At 60.6% G+C, this 21334-nt stretch carries 18 protein-coding genes and 1 tRNA gene; 6 read left to right on the forward strand and 13 right to left on the reverse strand.

What is annotated here, in order from left to right; genetic code table 11:
* Positions 1-342 precede the first annotated feature (342 nt).
* A complete protein-coding gene (locus tag DTP52_RS29975; RefSeq protein WP_109756553.1) occupies positions 343-1029 on the reverse strand; it encodes a Crp/Fnr family transcriptional regulator in 687 nt (228 codons plus the stop codon).
* A gap of 87 nt (positions 1030-1116) precedes the next feature.
* Between DTP52_RS29975 and DTP52_RS29980 the strand changes: the two genes are divergently transcribed.
* Positions 1117-1641, forward strand: a complete 525-nt coding sequence (locus tag DTP52_RS29980; protein ID WP_109756554.1) for a DUF962 domain-containing protein — start codon at positions 1117-1119, stop codon at positions 1639-1641.
* A gap of 153 nt (positions 1642-1794) precedes the next feature.
* Here DTP52_RS29980 and DTP52_RS29990 read toward each other — a convergent pair whose 3' ends face one another.
* The 9 genes from DTP52_RS29990 to dibA all read right to left on the reverse strand — a co-directional run bounded on the left by DTP52_RS29990 (position 1795) and on the right by dibA (position 12450).
* A complete protein-coding gene (locus DTP52_RS29990; RefSeq protein ID WP_109756556.1) occupies positions 1795-4017 on the reverse strand; it encodes a GMC oxidoreductase in 2223 nt (740 codons plus the stop codon).
* Entirely contained in the window at positions 4014-4523 is a 510-nt protein-coding gene (locus DTP52_RS29995; protein ID WP_109756557.1) for a sorbitol dehydrogenase, read from the reverse strand. Before DTP52_RS29995 ends, DTP52_RS29990 begins: the two co-directional genes overlap by 4 nt.
* Entirely contained in the window at positions 4513-5883 is a 1371-nt protein-coding gene (locus DTP52_RS30000) for a cytochrome C (RefSeq protein WP_109756558.1), read from the reverse strand. Before DTP52_RS30000 ends, DTP52_RS29995 begins: the two co-directional genes overlap by 11 nt.
* Positions 5884-6172: 289 nt before the next feature.
* Positions 6173-7162, reverse strand: a complete 990-nt coding sequence (locus tag DTP52_RS30005; protein WP_109756559.1) for a sulfate/molybdate ABC transporter ATP-binding protein — start codon at positions 7160-7162, stop codon at positions 6173-6175.
* A 3-nt stretch (positions 7163-7165) separates the two neighbouring features.
* A complete protein-coding gene (cysW, locus tag DTP52_RS30010) occupies positions 7166-8035 on the reverse strand; it encodes a sulfate ABC transporter permease subunit CysW (RefSeq protein ID WP_063323502.1) in 870 nt (289 codons plus the stop codon).
* A 12-nt stretch (positions 8036-8047) separates the two neighbouring features.
* Positions 8048-8866: a sulfate ABC transporter permease subunit CysT gene (cysT, locus tag DTP52_RS30015; RefSeq protein WP_013692011.1), complete on the reverse strand. Its 819-nt coding sequence runs from the start codon at positions 8864-8866 to the stop codon at positions 8048-8050.
* A 198-nt stretch (positions 8867-9064) separates the two neighbouring features.
* Positions 9065-10078 carry a sulfate ABC transporter substrate-binding protein gene (locus DTP52_RS30025; RefSeq protein WP_109756560.1) on the reverse strand — a complete coding sequence of 338 codons (1014 nt, stop codon included), beginning with the start codon at positions 10076-10078 and terminating at the stop codon, positions 9065-9067.
* Between the two features lie 137 nt (positions 10079-10215).
* Complete coding sequence (oscA, locus tag DTP52_RS30030) at positions 10216-10398, reverse strand: sulfur starvation response protein OscA (RefSeq protein WP_109756561.1); 183 nt, start codon at positions 10396-10398, stop codon at positions 10216-10218.
* A 144-nt stretch (positions 10399-10542) separates the two neighbouring features.
* Entirely contained in the window at positions 10543-12450 is a 1908-nt protein-coding gene (gene dibA, locus DTP52_RS30035) for a phosphodiesterase DibA (protein ID WP_109756562.1), read from the reverse strand.
* Between the two features lie 146 nt (positions 12451-12596).
* Between dibA and desA the strand changes: the two genes are divergently transcribed.
* Positions 12597-13781: a delta-9 fatty acid desaturase DesA gene (desA, locus tag DTP52_RS30040; protein ID WP_109756563.1), complete on the forward strand. Its 1185-nt coding sequence runs from the start codon at positions 12597-12599 to the stop codon at positions 13779-13781.
* 323 nt (positions 13782-14104) lie between these two features.
* Positions 14105-15094, forward strand: a complete 990-nt coding sequence (locus DTP52_RS30050) for a sensor domain-containing diguanylate cyclase (protein WP_109756564.1) — start codon at positions 14105-14107, stop codon at positions 15092-15094.
* 50 nt (positions 15095-15144) lie between these two features.
* On the opposite strand, the gene DTP52_RS30055 is transcribed toward DTP52_RS30050, so the two are convergent.
* The 3 genes from DTP52_RS30055 to gabD form a co-directional block, all read right to left on the reverse strand.
* Positions 15145-16362 (reverse strand): HDOD domain-containing protein, encoded by a 1218-nt coding sequence (locus DTP52_RS30055; protein ID WP_109756565.1) that lies wholly within the window; start codon positions 16360-16362, stop codon positions 15145-15147.
* 138 nt (positions 16363-16500) lie between these two features.
* Positions 16501-17778, reverse strand: a complete 1278-nt coding sequence (gabT, locus tag DTP52_RS30060; protein WP_109756566.1) for a 4-aminobutyrate--2-oxoglutarate transaminase — start codon at positions 17776-17778, stop codon at positions 16501-16503.
* A 171-nt stretch (positions 17779-17949) separates the two neighbouring features.
* Positions 17950-19392 (reverse strand): NADP-dependent succinate-semialdehyde dehydrogenase, encoded by a 1443-nt coding sequence (gene gabD, locus DTP52_RS30065; protein ID WP_109756567.1) that lies wholly within the window; start codon positions 19390-19392, stop codon positions 17950-17952.
* Between the two features lie 349 nt (positions 19393-19741).
* On the opposite strand from gabD, the gene DTP52_RS30070 reads away from it, so the two are divergent.
* The 3 genes from DTP52_RS30070 (at position 19742) to DTP52_RS30080 (ending at position 21324) form a co-directional block, all read left to right on the forward strand.
* Positions 19742-19818: transfer RNA gene (locus tag DTP52_RS30070), tRNA-Arg, on the forward strand.
* A 358-nt stretch (positions 19819-20176) separates the two neighbouring features.
* Positions 20177-20680, forward strand: a complete 504-nt coding sequence (locus tag DTP52_RS30075) for an inclusion body family protein (RefSeq protein WP_018606623.1) — start codon at positions 20177-20179, stop codon at positions 20678-20680.
* Positions 20681-20799: 119 nt separating this feature from the next.
* Positions 20800-21324, forward strand: coding sequence for an AidA/PixA family protein (locus DTP52_RS30080; protein ID WP_109756568.1), 525 nt, complete (start codon positions 20800-20802; stop codon positions 21322-21324).
* Positions 21325-21334: the final 10 nt, after the last annotated feature.

A 21334-nucleotide genomic window follows, 5' to 3' on the forward strand; every position in this document is an offset into this window, starting at 1 on the left:
TAGCTACTTTGTTCATGGCAACAGTCTCCGATGAGCCCTCTGCGAAAGCTTAGTGGGCGATCGCAGGGGGCGGTGGGGGTAGCCATTTCATTAATGGGGACGGTGTGACCACGATAGTTGCGACAACACCAACCCCCTGTGGGAGCGGGCTTGCTTGCTCGCGATGATTTTCGCCCAGGCAACCCAAGCCCCGTGGCGAGGGAGCTTGCTCCCGCTCGGCTGCGCAGCAGCCGCAAAACCGGTCCAAGCACTCCGCCTGTAAACATGCTGGGGCCTGCTGCGCAGGCCAGCGGGAGCAAGCTCCCTCGCCACACCGTTTGTGCATGGCCGCTCCCACAGACTTCAGGTTGTGGTCAGGGCCCGCAACCGCTCGATGTCGAGGATTTCGATCTCGCCATAACTGAGATGAAGGATGCCTTGGGCTTGAAGGTCCTTGAGGACCTGGTTGGTAGTCTGGCGCGACAGCGCGAGCATCAGCGCCAGTTGCTCCTGAGGCAGTTGCAGAACCCGGCGCGCCGGTTCGATTTCGCCGTAGCCTTCGGCGATCATCAGCAGGCGGTGGGCCACGCGGGCCGGTGCGGGCATCAGGCTCAGGTGCTCGAGGTTGATGAAGGTCAGGCGCAGTTTGTGGCTCATCAATAATGCGAGATGCCGCCAATAGATCGGTTGTTCTTGCAGAAAGGCCAGCAACGGCGCCTGGGGCAAGTGCAGCAGCGCAGATTGACCTACGACCACCGCATCATGGGTCCGCGGCTGGCCATCGAACAGGCAGATTTCACCGAACCAGTGGGGCGCCTCCACCACGCTCAGCAACGCCTCCTTGCCCTGTTCGTTCACCGCACCGACACGCACCGCGCCTTCCAGCACGGCATACAACCCGCAGGGTGGATCGCCACGCTGGAACAGCCGATGGCCCGGCGGCAGGCGGCGCAGCCGCGCCATGTCCAGCAGACTATTCTGTAACTCATCAGGCAGATGGCTGTACCAGTGGCCGGCCATCAGGTGTGAGTGCCAGGGATGCGAATTCATGGAAACTCCGGGACAAGTGTCGGCTAACTGACAGAACACCTTGGGGTACCCGGGCATCATGCAGGCATCACCTCAGGAGGAACAACAATGAAAAGCCTCGTCGATCATCTCAGTCAATACGCCGCCTATCATCGCGACCCGCGCAACATCGCCAGCCATTTCATTGGCATTCCGCTGATCTTCGTCGCCGTCGCCGTGTTGTTGTCACGACCCGGCTGGCCGATGGGTGCGGTTCTGGTGTCGCCAGCGTTGCTGGCGGCCGTGGCCAGTGCGTGGTTCTACCTGCGCCTGGAAATACGCCTGGGTGTGTTGATGACGGTGCTGCTGGGCCTGGCGGTTTGGCTGGGCCAGATGCTCGCCGCGCAAAGCACTTCGGTGTGGCTGGGCAGTGGCCTGGGCATGTTTGTAGTGGGTTGGGTGATCCAGTTTGTCGGTCACTATTACGAAGGCCGCAAGCCGGCGTTCGTCGACGACCTCACAGGGTTGATTGTCGGGCCGTTGTTCGTGGTGGTTGAAGCAGGTTTCCTGCTGGGACTTCGTGGCGAACTGAAGCAGGCTATTGAAGAGCGCGTCGGGCCGGTAACCCTGCGCAACCAGCGCTCGGCGGCCTGAAGCCCCCCTCTATGGGAGCGAGTCTGTGGGAGCAAGGCTTGCCCGCGATGGCATCGCCTCGGTCTAATCAGCTACACCGAGGTGTTTGCATCGCGGGCAAGCCTTGCTCCCACAAGCTCGCTCCCACAGGAGGTGGCCACTACCGCTCAAGCGTTACAGCGCACCAAACTCGACCCGAATCGTCAGCACACCGGTGTTATCTTTCAAGCCAGACCCGTACTGCCCGGTCAGGTCATCGTTGATGCACAGTTGCAGCTCCCCTTGCTGGTCGCCCGGAACCTGCGCCAGATCACCCACCAGGAACGGCTTGCCACCATTGCCCACACGACCGATCAAGGCGCCTTCGGCCGCACCGGGCAAGGCATAGCTGCTGTAGTCGATGTGCCTGGAACCGCCCTTTCCATCGACATTGCCACCCTGCGGACTCGCGCACCATAACCCGCTGACGTAGCGAACCAGGCGCGGCACCAACCCGTTGACCTGCACACCCGTGCCCTGCCAAGGATTGTTGGCCTGGACCTGCATGGTCACCGCCTTCAGGTCGTTGGCCACGGTGTCCCCGGCCTGGAACGACAGCGCCGCAATCGTCAGGCTCGGATTCGAGGTGCCGGTGCTGGGGAACACGCCATCGCCCACCAGGAACAGGTTCTTGTGGTCCCAACTGCGTTGATACTTGTCCACCACCGACTTGGCCGGGTCATCGCCCATGCGATAAGTCCCCATCAGGTGCCCGGCGCCCTGGAAGCTGTAATCCTCGTCTTTGTACCTGAAGGTCCCTTTGCCAATGGGTGCCGTCAGTTCCACGGCCCCGAGCAGGTCCTTGATGATGTGGCTCGCCAGTATCTTCGCCTGCCTGAAACCTTCCTTGGTGTAATCGGACAGGTCGTAGTGGATTTCCGGCCGGAGAATGCCGAGCCCGTCCGTGAGCTTGTCCGTCGAGGGCACGATGTAGCTATTGGACTGGTCGGGATGCTCCTCCACCTGCTCCACCAAAAAACCGATCCGAAACTGGCGGATGAACAGGTCGTTGAGCCGTAGAATCAGCGCCGTGCCGTAAAGCGCCTCGGTGGGCGGCGGCGGGTTCTCTTTCGATGGCAACGGGTTGGTGCAACTTTTGTTCTTGCCGTCGATAAAATCGGCCACGGTGACGTAAGGGTCGCCCACCGGCCAGTTCCAGCCCTCGTTGCCGATTTCGATGCGCCATGCCGCTCGCTGGCTGCGAAAGTCGCCATCACGCAGGCTCTCGATGCCCGCCGTGGACACCGGACCACGGTATGGAAATACCGTCTTGCCTTCCGGCATCAGCCCCCAGGCCAGGTAAATCGGGTGGTCGGACAAACTGCGTCCCACTTGCCCACTGCTGTTGGCCACGCCGTTGGGCCAGGCCGGGGTCTTGGAGTTGAGCAACAATTTAGGGGTTTCAATGGCATGGGCCGCGATCACGTAACGCTGCCCGATGGCCACGCCGGTTCCCGTCTGCGGTCCGTCGCCAAGCTGGTATTGAATGAATTCGACGCCATTGATGTTCTTGTCCGGGCCCACCGTCACTTTGCTGGCCACGGTCCGGTACATGACCCGGACCTTGCCGGTGGACAGAGCCTTGTTCATGGTCACGGTCGCGTCGTACTTGGCCTGGATCGGGCAGATCGGCGTGCAGTTGGTATTGCCGGCACACACCCGACGCCCAGCGTAGGGCTGGGAGTTGCGCCCGGCCGGCGTCGGGCTGACCACCAGCGGCAAGCCGTCGAACGTCTGCCCGGTCACGGCGCTGACGAAACTGCCATCGACCAGCGACAACGGGATGCTGTGCATCGGGAAGGAATAACCTTCGGGAAAGGTCATGCCCAGGTAGGCCTGGTCGGAGACATTGGCCGACACCCCGATTTCCGCCTCGGCCCGGCAATAGGCGCTTTGCAGGTCGTCGTAACCAATGGGCCAATCCACCCCTACGCCGTACTTGCTCCTCAGGCGAAAATCGTTCGGTACCATGCGCAGGCACGTCCCGACCCAATGCCAGGTCGTGCCGCCGCCCACCCGTTCATAGGTGCTGTTGAAGGGCAGCGGACCTTTCTGCACCAGGTAGCTGGTTTTCGGCTCGTTCCAGCCGAGGATCAGGTCGGCGATGGTGGCCCGAGGGGCATTTTCCTTGGCCGGGTCACGCGGCGTATCCAGGGTCGACACCGGCGGATAAGGGGATTCCGGGGTTTTCAGCGTGGCGGTGTAGAAGCGCTCCAGGTATTGCGTGCGGTTGACCGGGATCTCCGGACCCGATTCGAGCACCAGTACATCGACGCCGGCCATGCCCAACTGATAAGCGATGATACTGCCGGCCAGCCCCGCGCCAACGATGATCACCTCTGCTTGTTCGGTACTCATGACGAGGCTCCCTGATCGTTGGCGGGCACGCCGGTGTAGTCCTCAAGGCTGGGCGGCGTGGTGTTCCAATAGCCGAAAAACATCTCGCTGTAGCCCATGGGATGGGCCTGGGCAATTTTCCAGGCCCAGCTCTGGATGTAGGCCTGGTCGGACACCACCGTCGAATCGGTCGATTTGTAGCTGCCAGTGGCATACGGCTGATACCAGACCCCCAGCAACCACAGCTTCATGATCGAACGCGCGGCTTGGGCGGTCTGCGTGACGGCTGGGCGCGATCCGTCCATCAGCACCGCCTTGGCGATCTGGTCGGGCGGGATGTGGTCGGCCGCCAGCGTGGCGTATTGCGTCAGTAACGTGTTGAGCACCTCAGGGGTGATACGCGGGGTGATGAACGCGAGAAAAGTCGACGGCAAACCTACCTGGTCGATCGTCGGTGCCAGCCGATCGGTGGGAATGCCGGTCAGGGCCGATGACAGGCCTACGAAATTGTCCAGATCACTGCTCATGGTTGACTCCTTGTCCGCCAGTGGACTGTGCGCGTTCGAGTAAATAGGTGAAATCCGCGAAGCTGGTACGCGGTGACTCGGTGACATGGGTGGCCGCATTGCCGTGACAGGCCATGCAACTGGAAGATGCCTGGGGCACCGTGCCCTGGATGTAGGTTTCCAGCGTGGCGTTGGCCAGGAACAACGGCGCGGGACTGCCCAACGGGTTGGCGGCTGATATCTGGCAGTTCGGCTGTGGTGCCGACGGCCACTGGGTACTGATCAGTTGATAGTTCGCCCAGACGCTCTGCGGGTTCACCGTGCGCAACAGCGCTTGATAGGTCGTATTGAGGTTTTTGGTGGCGTCGGTCAGCGGCACGTCGCGCACGATTTGCGAGGGCGTCGCCTTGACCGCCGGGTTCCAGGGCCGTGGCGGCGGCTGGTTGATATCGCTTTTGCTGGCCGCGTTGTAGAACAGATATGGCCCAGTCCGCTGGGCGACGGGGGTGTTTTTGTCCGGCACATTCTTCACATGCTCGAAGGTTGACCAGACCCATTGCGCCGCGCTGGCGGTCTTATGGACCATGTGCAATCCCACCAACCCGACCGGCTCGGAGACGCACGACTCCTCGACAATCGGCCCATGGCTCGGGTCGCTGTTGCCCGGGGTATAGACCAGCGCATCGACGGTGTGAAAATCCTGCCGGTTGTCATTGGGGCCCAGCACTTTCCACGACGCTTTCACCATCACCGCACCGACCTGCTGGCTCTCGGTGGAACCGCAGCTGAAGGCCACGGCGTTCTTCGGATTGGCGGCAAAGAACTTCTGCTGGCCTTCGATGCTGTACAGGCCATTGTCGACGATCCCGTTGAACATCGATTGGTTGACCACGATTTCGTTGCGCGTGTAGACGCCGTTCTGGTCCACCAGCGGGCCGCTCTCGAAGGGCTGGATAAACTCATCCAGCACATCGGGTACCTTGCCCATCTGCTGCAACAACCGGCCGGGCTTGAGTGACTTGCACGCGTCGGGGAGGCTTGCCGGGGCGTTCCAGGGCAGCGGTGTCTGGCCCTTGGCCCGGAAGATCTGGTAGCTCTCTTTCCAGCTTTCCCACACCGTGGCGCCATCCTGCTTGCCGATAGAGGTGCCGGTATTGGGATTGCCGTTGTCCAGCGCGGGCCAGTTCAGGGCAATGAAGGTCTGCCATGACAGATCGTCGAAATCGCGCTGAAGGCTGACCAGAGTGGGATGTTGGCCGGTAACCGTGACATCGAATGGTATCTGCGGCGATAACGAGGGGGTGGCGCTGACGGATGGGCTCAATAAAACGCTTATCAAGGCACAGCCAAACGGGCCGTGCCGACTGACTTCCATTCTCATGCTTTATCTCCTTGGCATCAGGGCGCCAGGAGATAACACCGGTCCTTACCTAGACTCTCACTGCCTCCTGGCAAGTCAGAGTCTAGGTAGGGTTTGAGATGGGAAAAGGTGGTGGAGTAGAACCAATCGAAGCAAGGTCGGGCGGTGTTATTCGGATTCGACTCGGGGTGTCAGTGAGGGCGCCATCGCGAGCAGGCTCGCTCCCACAATGGATCTCCATAAGTACACAAATATTGTGTTCACTGAAGTTCTACTGTGGGAGCGAGCCCGCTCGCGATGCTTTTTGCTTTTAAAGGTTTGAGACTTTCTGCCAGACCTTCGGCTTGAAGAACAGCGTCTCGCCCTTCGCCAGGCCCACCAGGCTGTCGTGGTCCTTAACCACTTCGGCTTCGATCAATTCGCTCTGGCCTTCCACCTTCAGGGTTACCCGAGTGGTGGCGCCGAGCGGGCGAATATCCCGCACTTCGGCGGCATGGTGGTCTTCCAGCTCCGAGCGCGACAGGGACACTTCGTGAGGGCGGAACAGCACATGCCGGTCCTCACCCAAGTGCAGGCGGTTCGAGTCGCCGAGGAAGTGATACACAAAGTCGCTGGCCGGGTTTTCATACACATCACCCGGTGAGCCGATCTGCTCGATCACGCCTTTGTTCATCACCACGATCCGGTCGGCGACTTCCATGGCTTCTTCCTGGTCGTGGGTCACGAACACCGAGGTCAGGTTGATGTCCTCGTGCAGCCGCGCCAGCCAGCGACGCAGTTCCTTGCGGACCTTGGCGTCGAGGGCGCCGAAGGGTTCGTCCAGCAGCAATACCTTGGGCTCCACCGCCAATGCGCGGGCCAGGGCAATGCGCTGGCGCTGGCCGCCGGATAACTGCTCGGGATAGCGGTCGGCGAGCCAGTCCAGTTGCACCATGTTCAGCAATTCGTGGACCTTGGTCGCGATCTGGCTTTCGTTCGGGCGCTGGTTCTTGGGCTTCATGCGCAGGCCGAAGGCAACGTTATCGAACACCGTCATGTGGCGGAACAAAGCGTAGTGCTGGAACACGAAACCGACGTTGCGATCACGTACGTCGTGGCCGGAAACGTCCTCGCCGTGGAACACGATGTTGCCCTGGTCCGGGGTTTCGAGGCCGGCGATGATCCGCAGCAGAGTGGTCTTGCCGCAGCCCGACGGGCCCAGCAGCGCCACCAGTTCACCGCTCTGGATGTCCAGGCTGATATCGTCCAGGGCCTTGAAGGCGTTGAAATTCTTGCTGACGTTACGAACTTCGATCGACATGACTTATTCCTCCGCGGCGCTGGCGCGCAGGCGGTTGATTCGGTTTTCGCTCCACTGCTTGAGCAGCAGGATGAAGAGCGCCAGGATCAGCAACAGGCTCGCCACGGCGAACGCGGCCACGTGGTTGTATTCGTTGTAGAGGATCTCGACGTGCAGCGGCAGGGTGTTGGTCACCCCGCGAATGTGCCCGGACACCACCGACACCGCGCCGAACTCGCCCATGGCCCGGGCGGTACACAGCACCACGCCATAGATCAGCCCCCACTTGATGTTCGGCACGGTGACATGCCAGAACATCTGCCAGCCATTGGCGCCCAGCAGGCGCGCGGCTTCTTCTTCCTGGGTGCCCTGCTCCTGCATCAGCGGGATCAGCTCACGGGCCACGAACGGCACGGTGACGAAGATGGTCGCCAGGACGATGCCCGGCAGCGCGAACACGATCTGGATGTCGTGATCCGACAGCCATGGCCCGAACAGGCCCTGGGCGCCGAACATCAGCACATAGACCAGGCCGGCGATCACCGGCGATACCGAGAACGGCAAGTCGATCAGGGTCACCAGCATGCTCTTGCCACGGAATGAATATTTGCTCACGCACCACGCAGCGCTGACACCGAACACCAGGTTCAGCGGCACCGAGATCAGCACCGCGATCACCGTGAGCTTCAACGCCGACAGCGCGTCGGGTTCAAAGATCGCGGTAAAGAACGCTCCCAGGCCGAGCTTCAGTCCCTGGGACACCACGATGAACAGCGGCAACAGCAGGAACAGCGCAAAGATCAGCCAGCCGAGGCCGATCAGGATTCGCCGCGAAGTCGCACTGCCGCGGCGAGCGGCGTTGGTGGAGGCCGCGGAAATAGACGATTGGGACATGTTCGCGCCTCCTTATGGGGTTTCGATGCGCCGCTGCAGCAGGTTGATCAGCAGCAACAGGACGAAGGAAACCACCAGCATCAACACGCCGATGGAGGTGGCGCCGGTGTAGTCGTACTGGTCGAGCTTGACCATGATCAGCAGCGGCAGGATCTCGGTTTTCATCGGCATGTTGCCGGCGATGAAAATCACCGAGCCGTACTCGCCCACGCCACGGGCAAAGGCCAGGGCGAAGCCGGTCAACCAGGCCGGCAGCAACGCCGGCACGAGGATGTGACGGAACACCTGCCATGGCTTGGCACCGAGGCAAGCGGCGGCCTCTTCGACTTCACGGGGAATATCGGCCAGCACCGGCTGCACCGTGCGCACCACGAACGGCAACGTCACGAAGGTCAGCGCCAGGGTAATGCCCAACGGGGTGTAGGCGATCTTGAAGCCCAGGTCGGTGGCGAACTGGCCGACCAGGCCGGTCGGCGCATACAGCGCCGTCAGCGCAATACCAGCCACGGCGGTGGGCAGGGCGAACGGTAGGTCGATCATCGCGTCGATGATCTTGCGACCGGGGAAGGTGTAGCGCACCAGCACCCAGGCCAGCAGCGTACCGATCACGCCGTTGATGATCGCGGCGTACAGCGCCGTGCCGAAACTGAGCTTCAAGGCAGCCAGCACCCGCGGCGCCGAGATGATCGCCCAGAACTGTTCCCAGGTGAGTTGGGCGGCATGCACGAACATCGCCGCCAGGGGTATGAGCACAATCAGACTGAGGTACACCAGGGTGTAGCCCAGCGTCAGCCCGAAGCCGGGTATGACGGGGGATATGCGACGCGACATAAAGGTCCTTGGTTGAAAACACACTGTGGGAGCAAAACTGGGTGGGAGCAAGGCTTGCCCGCGAAGGGGGGCGACTCGGTTTCTAAAGGACCGCATCGCCTTCATCGCGGGCAAGCCTTGCTCCCACAACAACATCCCCTTGCCACAGATTCAGTGTCCGGCATTAGCCTGCAATCAGCTCATTCAGGCCTGTCCAGCTTACTGCGCCTGATAGATCTGGTCGAACACGCCGCCATCATTGAAGAATTTCGGCTGGGCGGTTTTCCAGCCACCGAAGTCCTTGTCGATGGTCACCAGGTCCAGTTTCGGGAACTGCCGGGAATACTTGGCGGCCACGTCCTTGTCACGTGGACGATAGAAGTTCTTCGCGGCGATTTCCTGGCCGGCCGGGCTGTACAGGTGCTTGAGGTAGGCTTCGGCAATCTCAAGATTGCCCTTTTTCTCGGCGTTCTTGTCCACCACCGCCACCGGCGGTTCGGCGAGGATCGACAACGACGGCACAACGATGTCGAACTTGTCCGCGCCGCCGTCTTCTTTCAGCGCCAGGAAGGCTTCGTTTTCCCAGGCCAGCAACACGTCGCCCTGACCGTTGTTGACGAAGGTAATGGTCGAGCCACGGGCACCTGTATCGAGGACCGGCACATGTTTGAACAGCGCTTGCACGTATTCCTTGGCCTTGGCTTCGTCACCGCCGTTGGCCTTCAGGCCATAGGCCCAGGCGGCGAGGAAGTTCCAGCGAGCACCACCGGAGGTCTTCGGGTTCGGGGTAATGACCGACACATCGTTCTTGATCAGATCGCCCCAGTCCTTGATGCCCTTGGGGTTGCCCTTGCGCACCAGGAACACGATGGTGGACGTGTAGGGTGTGCTGGCCTCAGGCAGGCGCTTTTGCCAGTCCGCCGGCAGGGACTTGCCCAGCTTGGCGATTTCATCGATGTCGCCGGCCAGGGCCAGGGTCACTACATCAGCCCGCAGGCCATCGATCACCGCCCGGCCTTGCTTGCCCGAGCCACCGTGGGATTGTTGAATCTTCACGCTGTCGTCCGGGTGCGCTTTCTTCCAGAAACTGACGAATTCGGCGTTGTAATCCTGATAAAGCTCGCGAGTCGGGTCATAGGAAACGTTGAGCAGCTCATAATCCTTGGCGACGGCCGAACCTGCAAAAACAGCACTGGCCAGGGCGGCCAGGGCATAACGACGAATTGACGACATAGTGAAAGCTCCTGGAATTCTGGTTTTCTTATGGCTTCTGGAAATCGGGTGGTCGGTAAAAAGATCACAGCCTTCGGCAGCTCCTACGCCAAGCCCCCCTGTAGGAGCTGCCGAAGGCTGCGATCTTCTAGATTTTTTCAAGACGGCTTATGACTCGGCTGTTGCAGGCGGAACTTTTCCTTGCGTTCGATCTGGACCACCTGGGCGTTGTGCACAGTGATTTCCACTGCCCCAAAGCGTAGATCGCGCAATGCGCTCTGGATCTCGCGCAAGATGGTTGCTTCGTCCTGGCCGTCAACGCTACGTAGAGATACGCTCATGCTGCTGCTCCTTTGAATGAATGCCTGGCAGTGGGCGGCACTGCTTACGGCGTGGGAGCAATACTAGATAAAGCGAGATATTCTTAAAAAGACTATTTAAGAATTTTTATATAACCAAAAAACCAGACAAGTCACACGACATATTCAGGCGATAGCCGGTGCATGGCTCCAGTCCAGTTGCACCGCCGCAACAGGCCGCCCAAACCAGTAGCCCTGGCCCAGCTCACAGGCATGTTCGAGCAGGAATACCGCTTGCTCGCGCTGCTCGATGCCTTCGGCGTGTACCTGCATGCCCATGCTGCGGGCCAGGGCAACGATCACCCTGACGATCGCCGCGTCGTCCTCATCCCACGGCAACCCGGCGACAAAACCCTGATCGATCTTGAGCTTCTGCACCGGCAAGCGCTTGAGCCGCAGCAACGACGAATAACCCGTGCCGAAATCGTCGATCGCCAGCCGCACGCCCAACTCCCGCAGGCGGTGCATCTGCTCCAGCGCCACTTCCGGGTCTTCCATCACCGCGCTTTCGGTCACTTCCAACTCCAGGCAAGCTGGGTCCAGACCCGTGTCGTGCAGTACCCGGGCGACTTGCTCGAACAACTCGTGATGGGCGAACAATCGACTGGAGACGTTGACCGCGACAAATGACAGCATCACGCCGGCTTGCTGCCACTGGCACATTTGCCGACAAGCCTGCTCCATGACCCACGCGTCGATCTGGGCGATCAGCCCGGTGCGCTCAGCGATGGGAATGAACTCGGCCGGCGACACCAACCCACGCGTGGGATGCTGCCAGCGCACCAAGGCCTCGACACCGATCAGGCGACTGGTCGCCAGGTCGTGTACCGGCTGGTAGTGAACGCGCAGCTCCTGTTCCTGCAGCGCGCGACGCAGTTCGAAAGCGATCTCGACCCGCTGCTGAGCGTGGGCCGTGAGCTCTTCGGTGTACAAGGCGTAGCCATCGCGCCCGGCACTCTTGGCCTTGAACAAGGCCGAATCGGCGTTGCGCAGCAGTTGCCCGGCGCTGAGGGCATCGCCGGGAAACAGGCTGATGCCGATGCTGGCATTGATGAACAAGGCGTGGTCATCGAAGCGCAGTGGCTCTTTCAATGCATCAAGGATGCGCCGGGCCAGCGCCGCTGCCTGGCCTGGCTGCGAGCAGTTTTCCACCAGTACCGCAAACTCGTCGCCCCCCAGCCGGGCCAGGGTCACGCCCGGGGCGAAAAGCCCGCGAAACCGCTCGGCCACGCCTTTGAGCAGCTCATCGCCCACGTTATGACCCAGGCTGTCATTGATGTTCTTGAAGTGATCCAGGTCCAGCAGCAACAACGCGCAGCCACGCTTGTGCAACTGCGCCGACGTCAGGGCCTGCTCGGTGCGATCAGAAAACAGCAAGCGGTTGGGCAAGCCCGTCAGCGGGTCGTGATGGGCCAGGTAAGCCAATTCGTGCTCGGAATCCTTGATGGCGCTGATATCCGAAAACACCGCGACATAATGGCTGATCTGGTCGTTATCATCGCGAACGACGCGGATCGTCTGCCATTGCGGGTAGATCTCACCACTTTTGCGCCGATTCCAGATTTCCCCGCTCCACTCGCCCTGGCTGGCCAGGGTGGCAAACATGTCGCGATAGAAATCCGGACCATGGCGACCGGACTTGAACAGATTGGGACGCTGGCCCAGCACTTCCTCGCGCACATAACCGGTGATCGCCATGAAAGCCCGGTTCACGTGCACGATCAGGCCGTTGCGGTCCGTGACCAACACCCCTTCGCGGGTGCAATCGAAGACGGCGGCAGCCTGGCGCAGGCGCTCTCGATCGGCGCTGTGCTCGCTTTTCCCAAAGAACCGCGAGATCCGTGCCCGCGCCAGGAAGACCAACCCAGCGCTGAGCAGGATCCAGGCATAACCGTTGATCAGTAACCAACGCTGTCTGTCGGCCAATTGATCGAAGAAACTGCTCAATAAATAACCAATCAGTTGCAGCCAGACGACTGACAGCACGAGATAAAGCAGCGCTACGCGCATGGCACTGCGTTGATAGGCAGTCATTCGGCCTTCCATGTCCCTACGAAGAGGTGGGGATTATAGAGGAAGAAACATCCAGCCACTCTTATCTGAAAGGCCGACTGGTTTTATCTGTAGGGCCGGTGATAATGCAACGGCAGTTTCTATCTTTATCGAGGGCCCTACAGCCTATGTGGTACGAAGGTTTTCTTGGCCTGTCGGCCTGGTCACTGGTGGCAGTCACCCTGCTGATGACCCACGTCACGATCATTGCCGTCACGGTCTACCTGCACCGTTATTCAGCGCATCGCTCCCTGGAGCTCAATGCCGGCCTCAAGCATTTCTTCCGTTTCTGGCTGTGGCTGACCACGGCGCAGAACACCCGCGAGTGGACCGCCATCCACCGCAAGCACCACGCCAAATGCGAGACCGTCGACGACCCACACAGCCCGGTCATCAAAGGCTTGTCCACCGTGCTGCGCAAAGGCGCCGAGCTGTATCGCGCCGAGGCGGAAAACCCGGAAACCCTGCGCATCTACGGCAAGAACTGCCCCGAAGACTGGATTGAGCGCAACCTTTATAGCCGCTTCCCTCTGCTGGGCGTGGCGATCATGGCGGGCATCGATCTGCTGCTGTTCGGCACCATCGGCATCACTATCTGGGCCATCCAGATGATGTGGATTCCCGTCTGGGCCGCCGGCGTGGTCAATGGCCTGGGCCATGCCGTGGGCTACCGCAATTTCGAATGCCGCGACGCGGCAACCAACCTGGTGCCCTGGGGCATCCTGATCGGCGGCGAAGAACTGCACAACAACCACCACACCTATCCCAACTCGGCCAAGCTGTCGGTACGCAAATGGGAATTCGACCTGGGCTGGGCCTGGATCCGGGTGTTCAGTTTCCTGCGCCTGGCCAAGGTCCAGCGGGTTGCACCGATCGCCCACCGGGTCGAAGGCAAGGGCCACCTGGACATGGACACGGCCATGGCGATTCTCAACAACCGTTTCCAGATCATGGCGCAGTACCGCCGGCTGGTCATCGCGCCGCTGGTCAAGCAGGAACTGGAGAAAGTCGATCACTCGGTGCGGCACCAATTCCACCGGGCCAAACGCCTGCTGTCGCGGGAAACCAGCCTGCTGGACGACCGTCACCACGTGCGCATCCAGAACATGCTCGAACACAGCCAGGCGCTGAAGGTGATCTACGAGAAACGTCTGGCCTTGCAGCAGATCTGGGTCAAGACCAGCAGCAACGGCCACGACATGCTCGCCGCCATCAAGGAATGGGTCCACGAGGCGGAGGCCAGCGGCATCCAGTCCCTGCGCGAGTTTGCCGACCAACTCAAGACCTACTCGCTAAGGCCTGCCACGGCCTGACAAGACCACTGTGGTGAAGGGCTCCTGTGGCGAGGGGGTTTATCCCCGCTGGGCTGCGCAGCAGCCCCAAGACAGTCGATTCGAGTGATCCAGACACACCGCGCCATCAGGTTTCAGGGCTGCTTCGCAGCCCAGCGGGGATAAATCCCCTCGCCACAGGTTCAACCCCATAATTTGACTCGCTAAATCCCCCGCCCTTCGTCGCCTGAAAAGGAACTTCGCCCAGAATCCCCTATCTCAAAGAGCACTTCGCCATCCAGGCGGGCTTTGGAGAAAAGTGCGTGCGAACCAACAGCAGTGCACGCTCTTTGAGATTTGTGCCGATGGTCGACAAGAACCTACAGGATTATTCCCTACCTCAATGGCCCGAGGCGGCCCAGACGCTCATGGCGCTGATGCATGCCCAAGGCGAAGTGGCGCGTCTGAGCGAACGTGAGCAGTTGTTCAGCTCGCTGCTGGTCAGCGTCAATGCCGTGCTCTGGGCATTCAACTGGGAAACCCGGCAAGTGCTGTATGTCAGCCCGGCCTACGAGCGGATCTTCGGCCGCCCCGCAGGCCTGGTCCTGGCTGACTACAATGAATGGCGCGACGCAATCTACCCCGACGACCTGGAATACGCCGAACGCAGCCTGGCCGAAGTATTGGTCAAGGGCGCCGTCGAGGACCGTGAATACCGCATCATCGCTGGTGATGGCCAGGTCCGCTGGCTGAGCGACAAGTGCTTCATCAACCGCAAGGCCGAGCCCGGGCAACCGGTGATCGTGGTCGGTATCGCCGAGGACATCACCGAAAAGAAGCTGCTGGAAAGTGAATTGCAGCGCCTGGCGACCACCGATGTGCTGACCCAGAGCAGCAATCGCCGGCATTTTTTCGAATGCGCCAACCGTGAGTTCGAGCAGGCCAGGCTACAAGGGATGCCAATGGCGTTCCTGTTGCTGGACATCGATGACTTCAAGGTAATCAACGACACCTACGGTCATCAGGAAGGCGACAACGTGTTGCAGAAAATCGCCGAAAGCGGACGGTCCGTGCTCAGGCGCGGTGATCTGTTCGGGCGGATCGGTGGTGAAGAGTTCGCCGCGGTGTTCCCCGGCTGCGCCCCAGACATGGCATTGCAGGTCGCCGAGCGGTTGCAACGGGAAATCCAGCGCCTGATGTTTCGCTGCGGCGAGCAGGCCTTTGGCATTACCGTCAGTCAGGGTCTGACCAGCATCACCGCCGACGACCAGAGCCTCGACAACCTGTTCGCGCGCGCCGACGCAGCCATGTACGAAGCCAAGCGCAAGGGCAAGAACCGCATCATTGCCGCTTGACGCAATCGCAGTGCAATTGAATCCAGCCATCCCCCGGAGGTTGGATGGCTTTATTTACGGCGCAACCGTATCAACTCCGGCAAGCCAATCTTCAGCAACCGCGCCGTACGGCCACGGGCCAGTTCTTCAAGACCTTCATGGGCAGGCAGATGCGCCATCTGCGCCGCCATGTTCATCACCAAGGCTTCACGGGAATAAACCCCGCCCCCAAGGCTGTAGACCGCCGCGATCAACTCTCGCAGCTCCAACGGCAGACGCCAGCGGGCCCGTAACGCCGAGCCGAAACTGGCGCCGAACTTGACCAGCGAGTCGCCTACTTCCTCCGGCTCGTCCAACTCGCCACCGGCCTGTTTCCACTCCTCCAGACAGCGCAGCAACGCCAGGTCGCCCAGGCGATGCAATAATCCGGCGCAATAACAGCGCTCCTGCTCCAGGTCCAGCAACCGCGCCATCGTCCGGGCGTATTCGGCCGTGTGCAGCGATAGCTCCCAGTAACGCTCGGCATAATCCGCCAGGCACGGGACACTGAGCCTGGCACAGCGCTTGAGGGTAAGGCCGAGGATCAGGTTCATGCTTTGCCCGGTGCCGAGCTGGTGCAGCGCCTGGGCCACGGTCTGCACCGGGCCACCACCCTGATGCTGGGCAGCGCTATTGGCGGCGGCGATCAGCACCGCAGTGATTTGCGGGTCGGTGCGGATTTCTTCTTCGAGCAGTTTCAGGTCCAGGCCGCCGGGGTTGAGGCTGCGCTTGACCGCCACTTGCACATCGGTCATCAAAGGCGCGCCCTCGGACAGATCACGCCGACGTTCCAGAAAAGTGGGCAGAGTCAACCCCGCTCCCGGGATCGGCGCGTCGTTGGACGTTTCCTCACCGCCGCCCAACAACAACCCCTGCAAACGCTGGGTCAGGTTTTCCCGGTTCAAGGGCTTGGTCAAATACGCGGTCGGCGCCAGCGGCAAGACCTCGCGCACGCTGGCGCTGTCGTTTCGACGGCTCATCAGGATGAACGGCAGCGGTGGGGTACGGTGCTGCTGGCGAAGGCCACGCAGGATCGCCAGGCCATCAACCCCCGGCAGCTCCCAATCGGCGATCACCAGATCGTAGGGATGGCTCGCCAACAATTCCAAAGCCTGTTTGCCCTCGCCACAGGTGTCCACCCGAGCATCGCAGCGCACACTCGACAACACCTGTTCGAGCAGCTCACGGGACGCCGGATCGGCCTCGGCGATCAACACTCGTGGTACAGCGGGTAAGTCCACAGCAGTCATGCAGCATGCTCCCTTGCCATACTTGCACCTTAGACGCTGGTGGCCGTTCCAGACAGCCCAAAATCCACTGGCAGGTTCGCGGATATGAAAAAAACCCGCCAAAAGGCGGGTTTCTGTGGATCAGTGCACAACCCGGGCTCAGAGCTCGGAGAAGCACTCTTCGATGATTGCCAGGCCCTTGTCCAGTTGCTCATCCGGCGCGGTCAGCGGCACCAGCACCCGCAGAACGTTGCCGTAGGTGCCGCAGGACAGCAGGATCAGACCCTTGTCGCGCGCCTTGGCCACGACCTGAGCGACCGCGGCGGCATTCGGCTTGTGGGAGTCGCCGTTTTCGAACAGCTCCACGGCAATCATCGCGCCCAGTGCACGCACCTCACCGATGACCGGGTACTTCTTCTGGATAGCCTTGAGGCCAGTCACCAGACGCTCGCCCACGGCCTTGCAGCGATCAAGCAGGTGTTCTTCTTCGAACACTTCCATCACCGCCAGCGCCGCCGCACAGGCGATCGGGCTACCGGCATAGGTGCCGCCCAGGCCACCCGGTGCGATGGCATCCATGTACTCGGCCTTGCCGCACACACCAGCCAACGGGAAACCGCCGGCGATGGACTTGGCGAAAGTGGTCAGGTCGGCGGCTACACCCATCTGTTCCATGGCGAAGAAGGTACCGGTACGGCCGGCACCGGTCTGCACTTCGTCAGCGATCAGCAGGATGCCGTGCTGGTCGCACAGGGCGCGCAGGCGCTTCATGAATTCCTTCGGCGCTACATAGAAACCACCCTCGCCCTGTACCGGCTCGATGATGATTGCCGCAATGTCACGCGGTTCGGCGTCGTTCTTGAAGATGCGCTCGATGCTGGCGATGGAATCATCGATGCTCACGCCATGCAGTTCGTTCGGGTACAGCGCGCGGAAGATGCCGCCGGGCATCAGGCCCATGCCCGCCGAATACGGCACGACTTTGCCGGTCAAGCCCAGGGTCATCATGGTGCGACCGTGGTAAGCACCGGTGAAGGCGATGACACCGGCACGACCAGTGGCGGCGCGGGCGATTTTCACGGCGTTTTCCACCGCTTCCGAACCGGTGGTGACCAGCAGGGTTTTCTTGGCGAAATCACCTGGGACCTTGGCGTTGATTTTTTCGCACAGTTCCACGTATGGCTCGTAGGCCAGGACCTGGAAGCAGGTATGGGTCAGTTTGTTCAGTTGCTCGGTCACGGCGGCGATGATTTTCGGGTGCACGTGGCCGGTGTTCAGCACGGCGATGCCGCCGGCGAAGTCGATGAATTCACGGCCTTCGACGTCGGTTACCGTGGCGTTCTTCGCCGATTCGGCGAAGATCGGGTGAATCTGGCCGACACCACGGGGAACAGCGGCGGTACGGCGGGCCATCAAGTCAGCGTTAGTCTTGCTCATTACAGTCCTCATTCGCCGCTCATCGGTCGGCGTAGTTCAAGGAATACATGGCGGGGAGGCAACTGCGACAGCATGCGATGATCGACTGCCACAGGGTTCCGGCCACAAGAAACAGAACAGGTAAAACACGCAAAGGGACAGCGCTCTCGTGCCCTTTGCGCTTGAAGCGGATCAGATACCCAGGCAGAGGTATTTGATTTCCAGATAGTCCTCGATGCCGTACTTGGAGCCTTCACGGCCCAGGCCCGAAGCCTTGATACCGCCGAACGGCGCGACTTCGTTGGAAATCAACCCGGTGTTGACGCCGACCATGCCGTACTCCAGGGCTTCGGCCACACGGAACACACGGCCCAGGTCACGGGCATAGAAGTACGAGGCCAGGCCGAACTCGGTGTCGTTGGACATCGCGATCACTTCAGCTTCGTCTTTGAAGCGGAACAGCGGCGCCAGCGGGCCGAAGGTCTCTTCCTTCGCTACGGCGGCGTTTTTCGGTACGTTGGTCAGGATGGTCGGCTCGAAGAAGTTGCCTTCCATCGCCTTGCCACCCGACAGCACGGTCGCGCCTTTGCTGACTGCATCGGCGATGTGTTCCTGCACCTTGGCGACCGCCTTGCCGTCGATCAACGGACCGGTGGTGGTGCCATCGTCCAGACCGTTGCCGATCTTGAGCTTGGCGACCGCCGCCTTGAGTTTTTCGGCGAAGGCGTCGTACACCGAATCCTGGATGTACAGACGGTTGGCGCAGACGCAGGTCTGGCCGTTGTTGCGGTATTTGGAAATGATCGCGCCTTCCACGGCCTTATCCAGGTCCGCGTCGTCGAACACGATGAACGGCGCGTTGCCGCCCAGCTCCAGGGAGACCTTCTTGATGTCCTTGGCGCATTCGGCCATCAATTGGCGACCGATCTCGGTCGAGCCGGTGAACGACAGCTTGCGCACGATCGGGTTGCTGGTCAGCTCACCGCCGATGTCGCCGGCACTGCCGGTGACCACGCTCAGCACGCCTTGTGGAATGCCGGCACGGTGCGCCAGCTCCACCAGTGCCAGGGCCGAGAACGGGGTTTGCGAAGCCGGCTTGATGACCATGGTGCAACCGGCAGCCAGGGCCGGACCGGCCTTGCGGGTGATCATCGCGGCCGGGAAGTTCCACGGGGTAATGGCTGCGGTCACGCCGATCGGCTGCTTGATCACGATCAGGCGCTTGTCGGGCTGGTGGCCAGGAATCACGTCGCCGTAGATGCGCTTGGCTTCCTCGGCGAACCATTCGATGAACGAGGCGGCGTAGACGATTTCGCCCTTGGCTTCGGCCAACGGCTTGCCTTGTTCCAGGGTCATCAGGCGACCGAGGTCGTCCTGGTTTTCGATCAGCAACTCGTACCAGCGGCGCAGCTTGTTGGCGCGCTCCTTGGCCGTCAGCGCACGCCAGGCCGGCAGTGCCTTGTCGGCGGCTTCAATCGCACGACGGGTTTCGGCAGCGCCCATCTTCGGCACGGTGCCCAGGACTTCGCCCGTCGCCGGGTTGGTGACATTGATCGTCTGACCATTGTCCGCATCGACCCACGCGCCATCGATAAAGGCTTGCTGGCGGAACAACTGGGTGTCTTTAAGCTGCATGTCGGCTTTCCTTAACAGCACCGCGCACGCGCGGAGCGAATTAGATTTGTAGAAAGGCGCCTCGGGGGCTGCCGTCAGGGAAATCATTCACCGGGCTGAAGCACAGAAATAACGCACATAAGCACAGACGTGCGGTTCAGCACCCAGACAAGAGCGTTTGAAATCTCAAACGAATCCTAGGGCCGATGGGGGTGAAGGACAATAGGCTGTTCGAAAAAAAGAACGAAAAATACGAATTTGCCCGCTTTTTCTGATCAGCGTAGCCGACACCAGCCCAGACTCATGAAAACACCGGCAAATCAGCAGCATGGACGCCCGCCATGCATATGAGTATCATGGCGCCCGCGTCGCACCAGTAGCTCAGCTGGATAGAGTACTGCCCTCCGAAGGCAGGGGTCGTGGGTTCGAATCCCGCCTGGTGCACCATATCCCATTCTAGACCTGTCCCGGACAGTCTACGAAACACCCCAAGAAGCCCGTCCTGTGCGGGTTTTTTGTTTTTTGGTTGTCCACGAGCCAGCACATCAGATGCGCAAATCCAGAAGCACCGAGCGCGCCCTCGTTAATATGATTTTGTTTTTTGACAGCTTCCTGATCCGACCTATAGTCACCATCGCGACCTGCAGGAAGGAACCTGAATCGTCAGCCAGTCGGCATGGAGCCAGGCCAGCTCGTATCCGTGACAAAAAAATTCCTTCCGATAGTGCACACGCAGGCCGCGACGCGGTGAAACGTAATTGTCTTTTGGCACGAGGCCAAAGACCTACTATCAAGGAGCTTCATAATGTCTCGAGTCACGGATGTGCTGGTTTCAATCGATACTGAAACCATCCTGAAAAACTACCCGAACATTAGTAAAAACCCCAACTCGCCAACGCTGATCGACTTCAAGCACGTATACATGGTGACGAACCAGGACAACGTGGTGAGCGGCCAGGCTGGTGGCGAACTCGACTTGAAGGCCCAGGTCGGCGATCTGATCCGCTGGCGTGAAACCAGCCTGTCGCAGAGTTTCGAAACGGCGGTGATCTTCTACAAGTTCATCGGCAACGCGGGCAACGAATTGATCTCCCCACCCTCGCCGCGCAAGGCTACCGCTTGCGTCGCGGTACCCAACACCAGCAACCCGTCAGTCCCCAGTTGCCAAAAGGTCGATAACCACTACTGGTCTTCGGAAACCCTGGCTTGTGGCCGAGTGACCTATCACTTCAACTTCCTGATCGTCGACCGCAACTGCAGCATCGTCGCCTGCTGCTCGTGGGACCCGTTCATTTCCATTCACAACTGATGTAGCCGGCCCCTTGGCGACAAGGGGCCAACCAAACTCGCGGCCGCTGCGACCAAACAGGATGTTTCGCTCTACCAAAGCGGCCGCGACTACCGCCAACATCATGAAAGGAAGCCGTGATGTCTACCGAACCCAGCGCTATTTCCAGCGAAACAGGCACTGCGCATGTTTCCCTTATCGTTGACGCCGAGACACTGCTCTCGCGTTATCCACAGGCCAGCCAGGATCCGAATACGCCAACGCCCATTGATGAGCATTTCATTTTCCTTCTTGGAGGCGCCCTTCTGTCCAATACAAAAATCGACAGCAGGGGGCTGCCCATAAGTCTCGGTCGGATCACCCATCTACGCAGTCGCACCATCGCCCTTCGAGCCGAGCACAGCGTGGTGCTCTATGAATTTGCGGTCGAGACTGGAGAAGTTCTGCCAGCGCCGGAGTTGGTGGTAAACGCCGATCAGACCGTACCGGCCATCGACGTCGAAAACCTCACCCAACCCATCCCCCAACAGACTGATGATCACTTCTGGCGTTGCCGACCGCTCAGTCAAGGCAAGGAGAGCAGTGAGTTGAGGTTTATGTTGGTGAACAGCCAGTGTGAAGTGGCGGGTTATTTCAGTTGGGCAGTTGACGTCATCGTCGAGTGAGTGGACGCCT

This window comes from Pseudomonas sp. 43mfcvi1.1, from assembly GCF_900115935.1.
In the GTDB taxonomy this organism is placed as follows: Bacteria; Pseudomonadota; Gammaproteobacteria; order Pseudomonadales; family Pseudomonadaceae; genus Aquipseudomonas; species Aquipseudomonas bijieensis.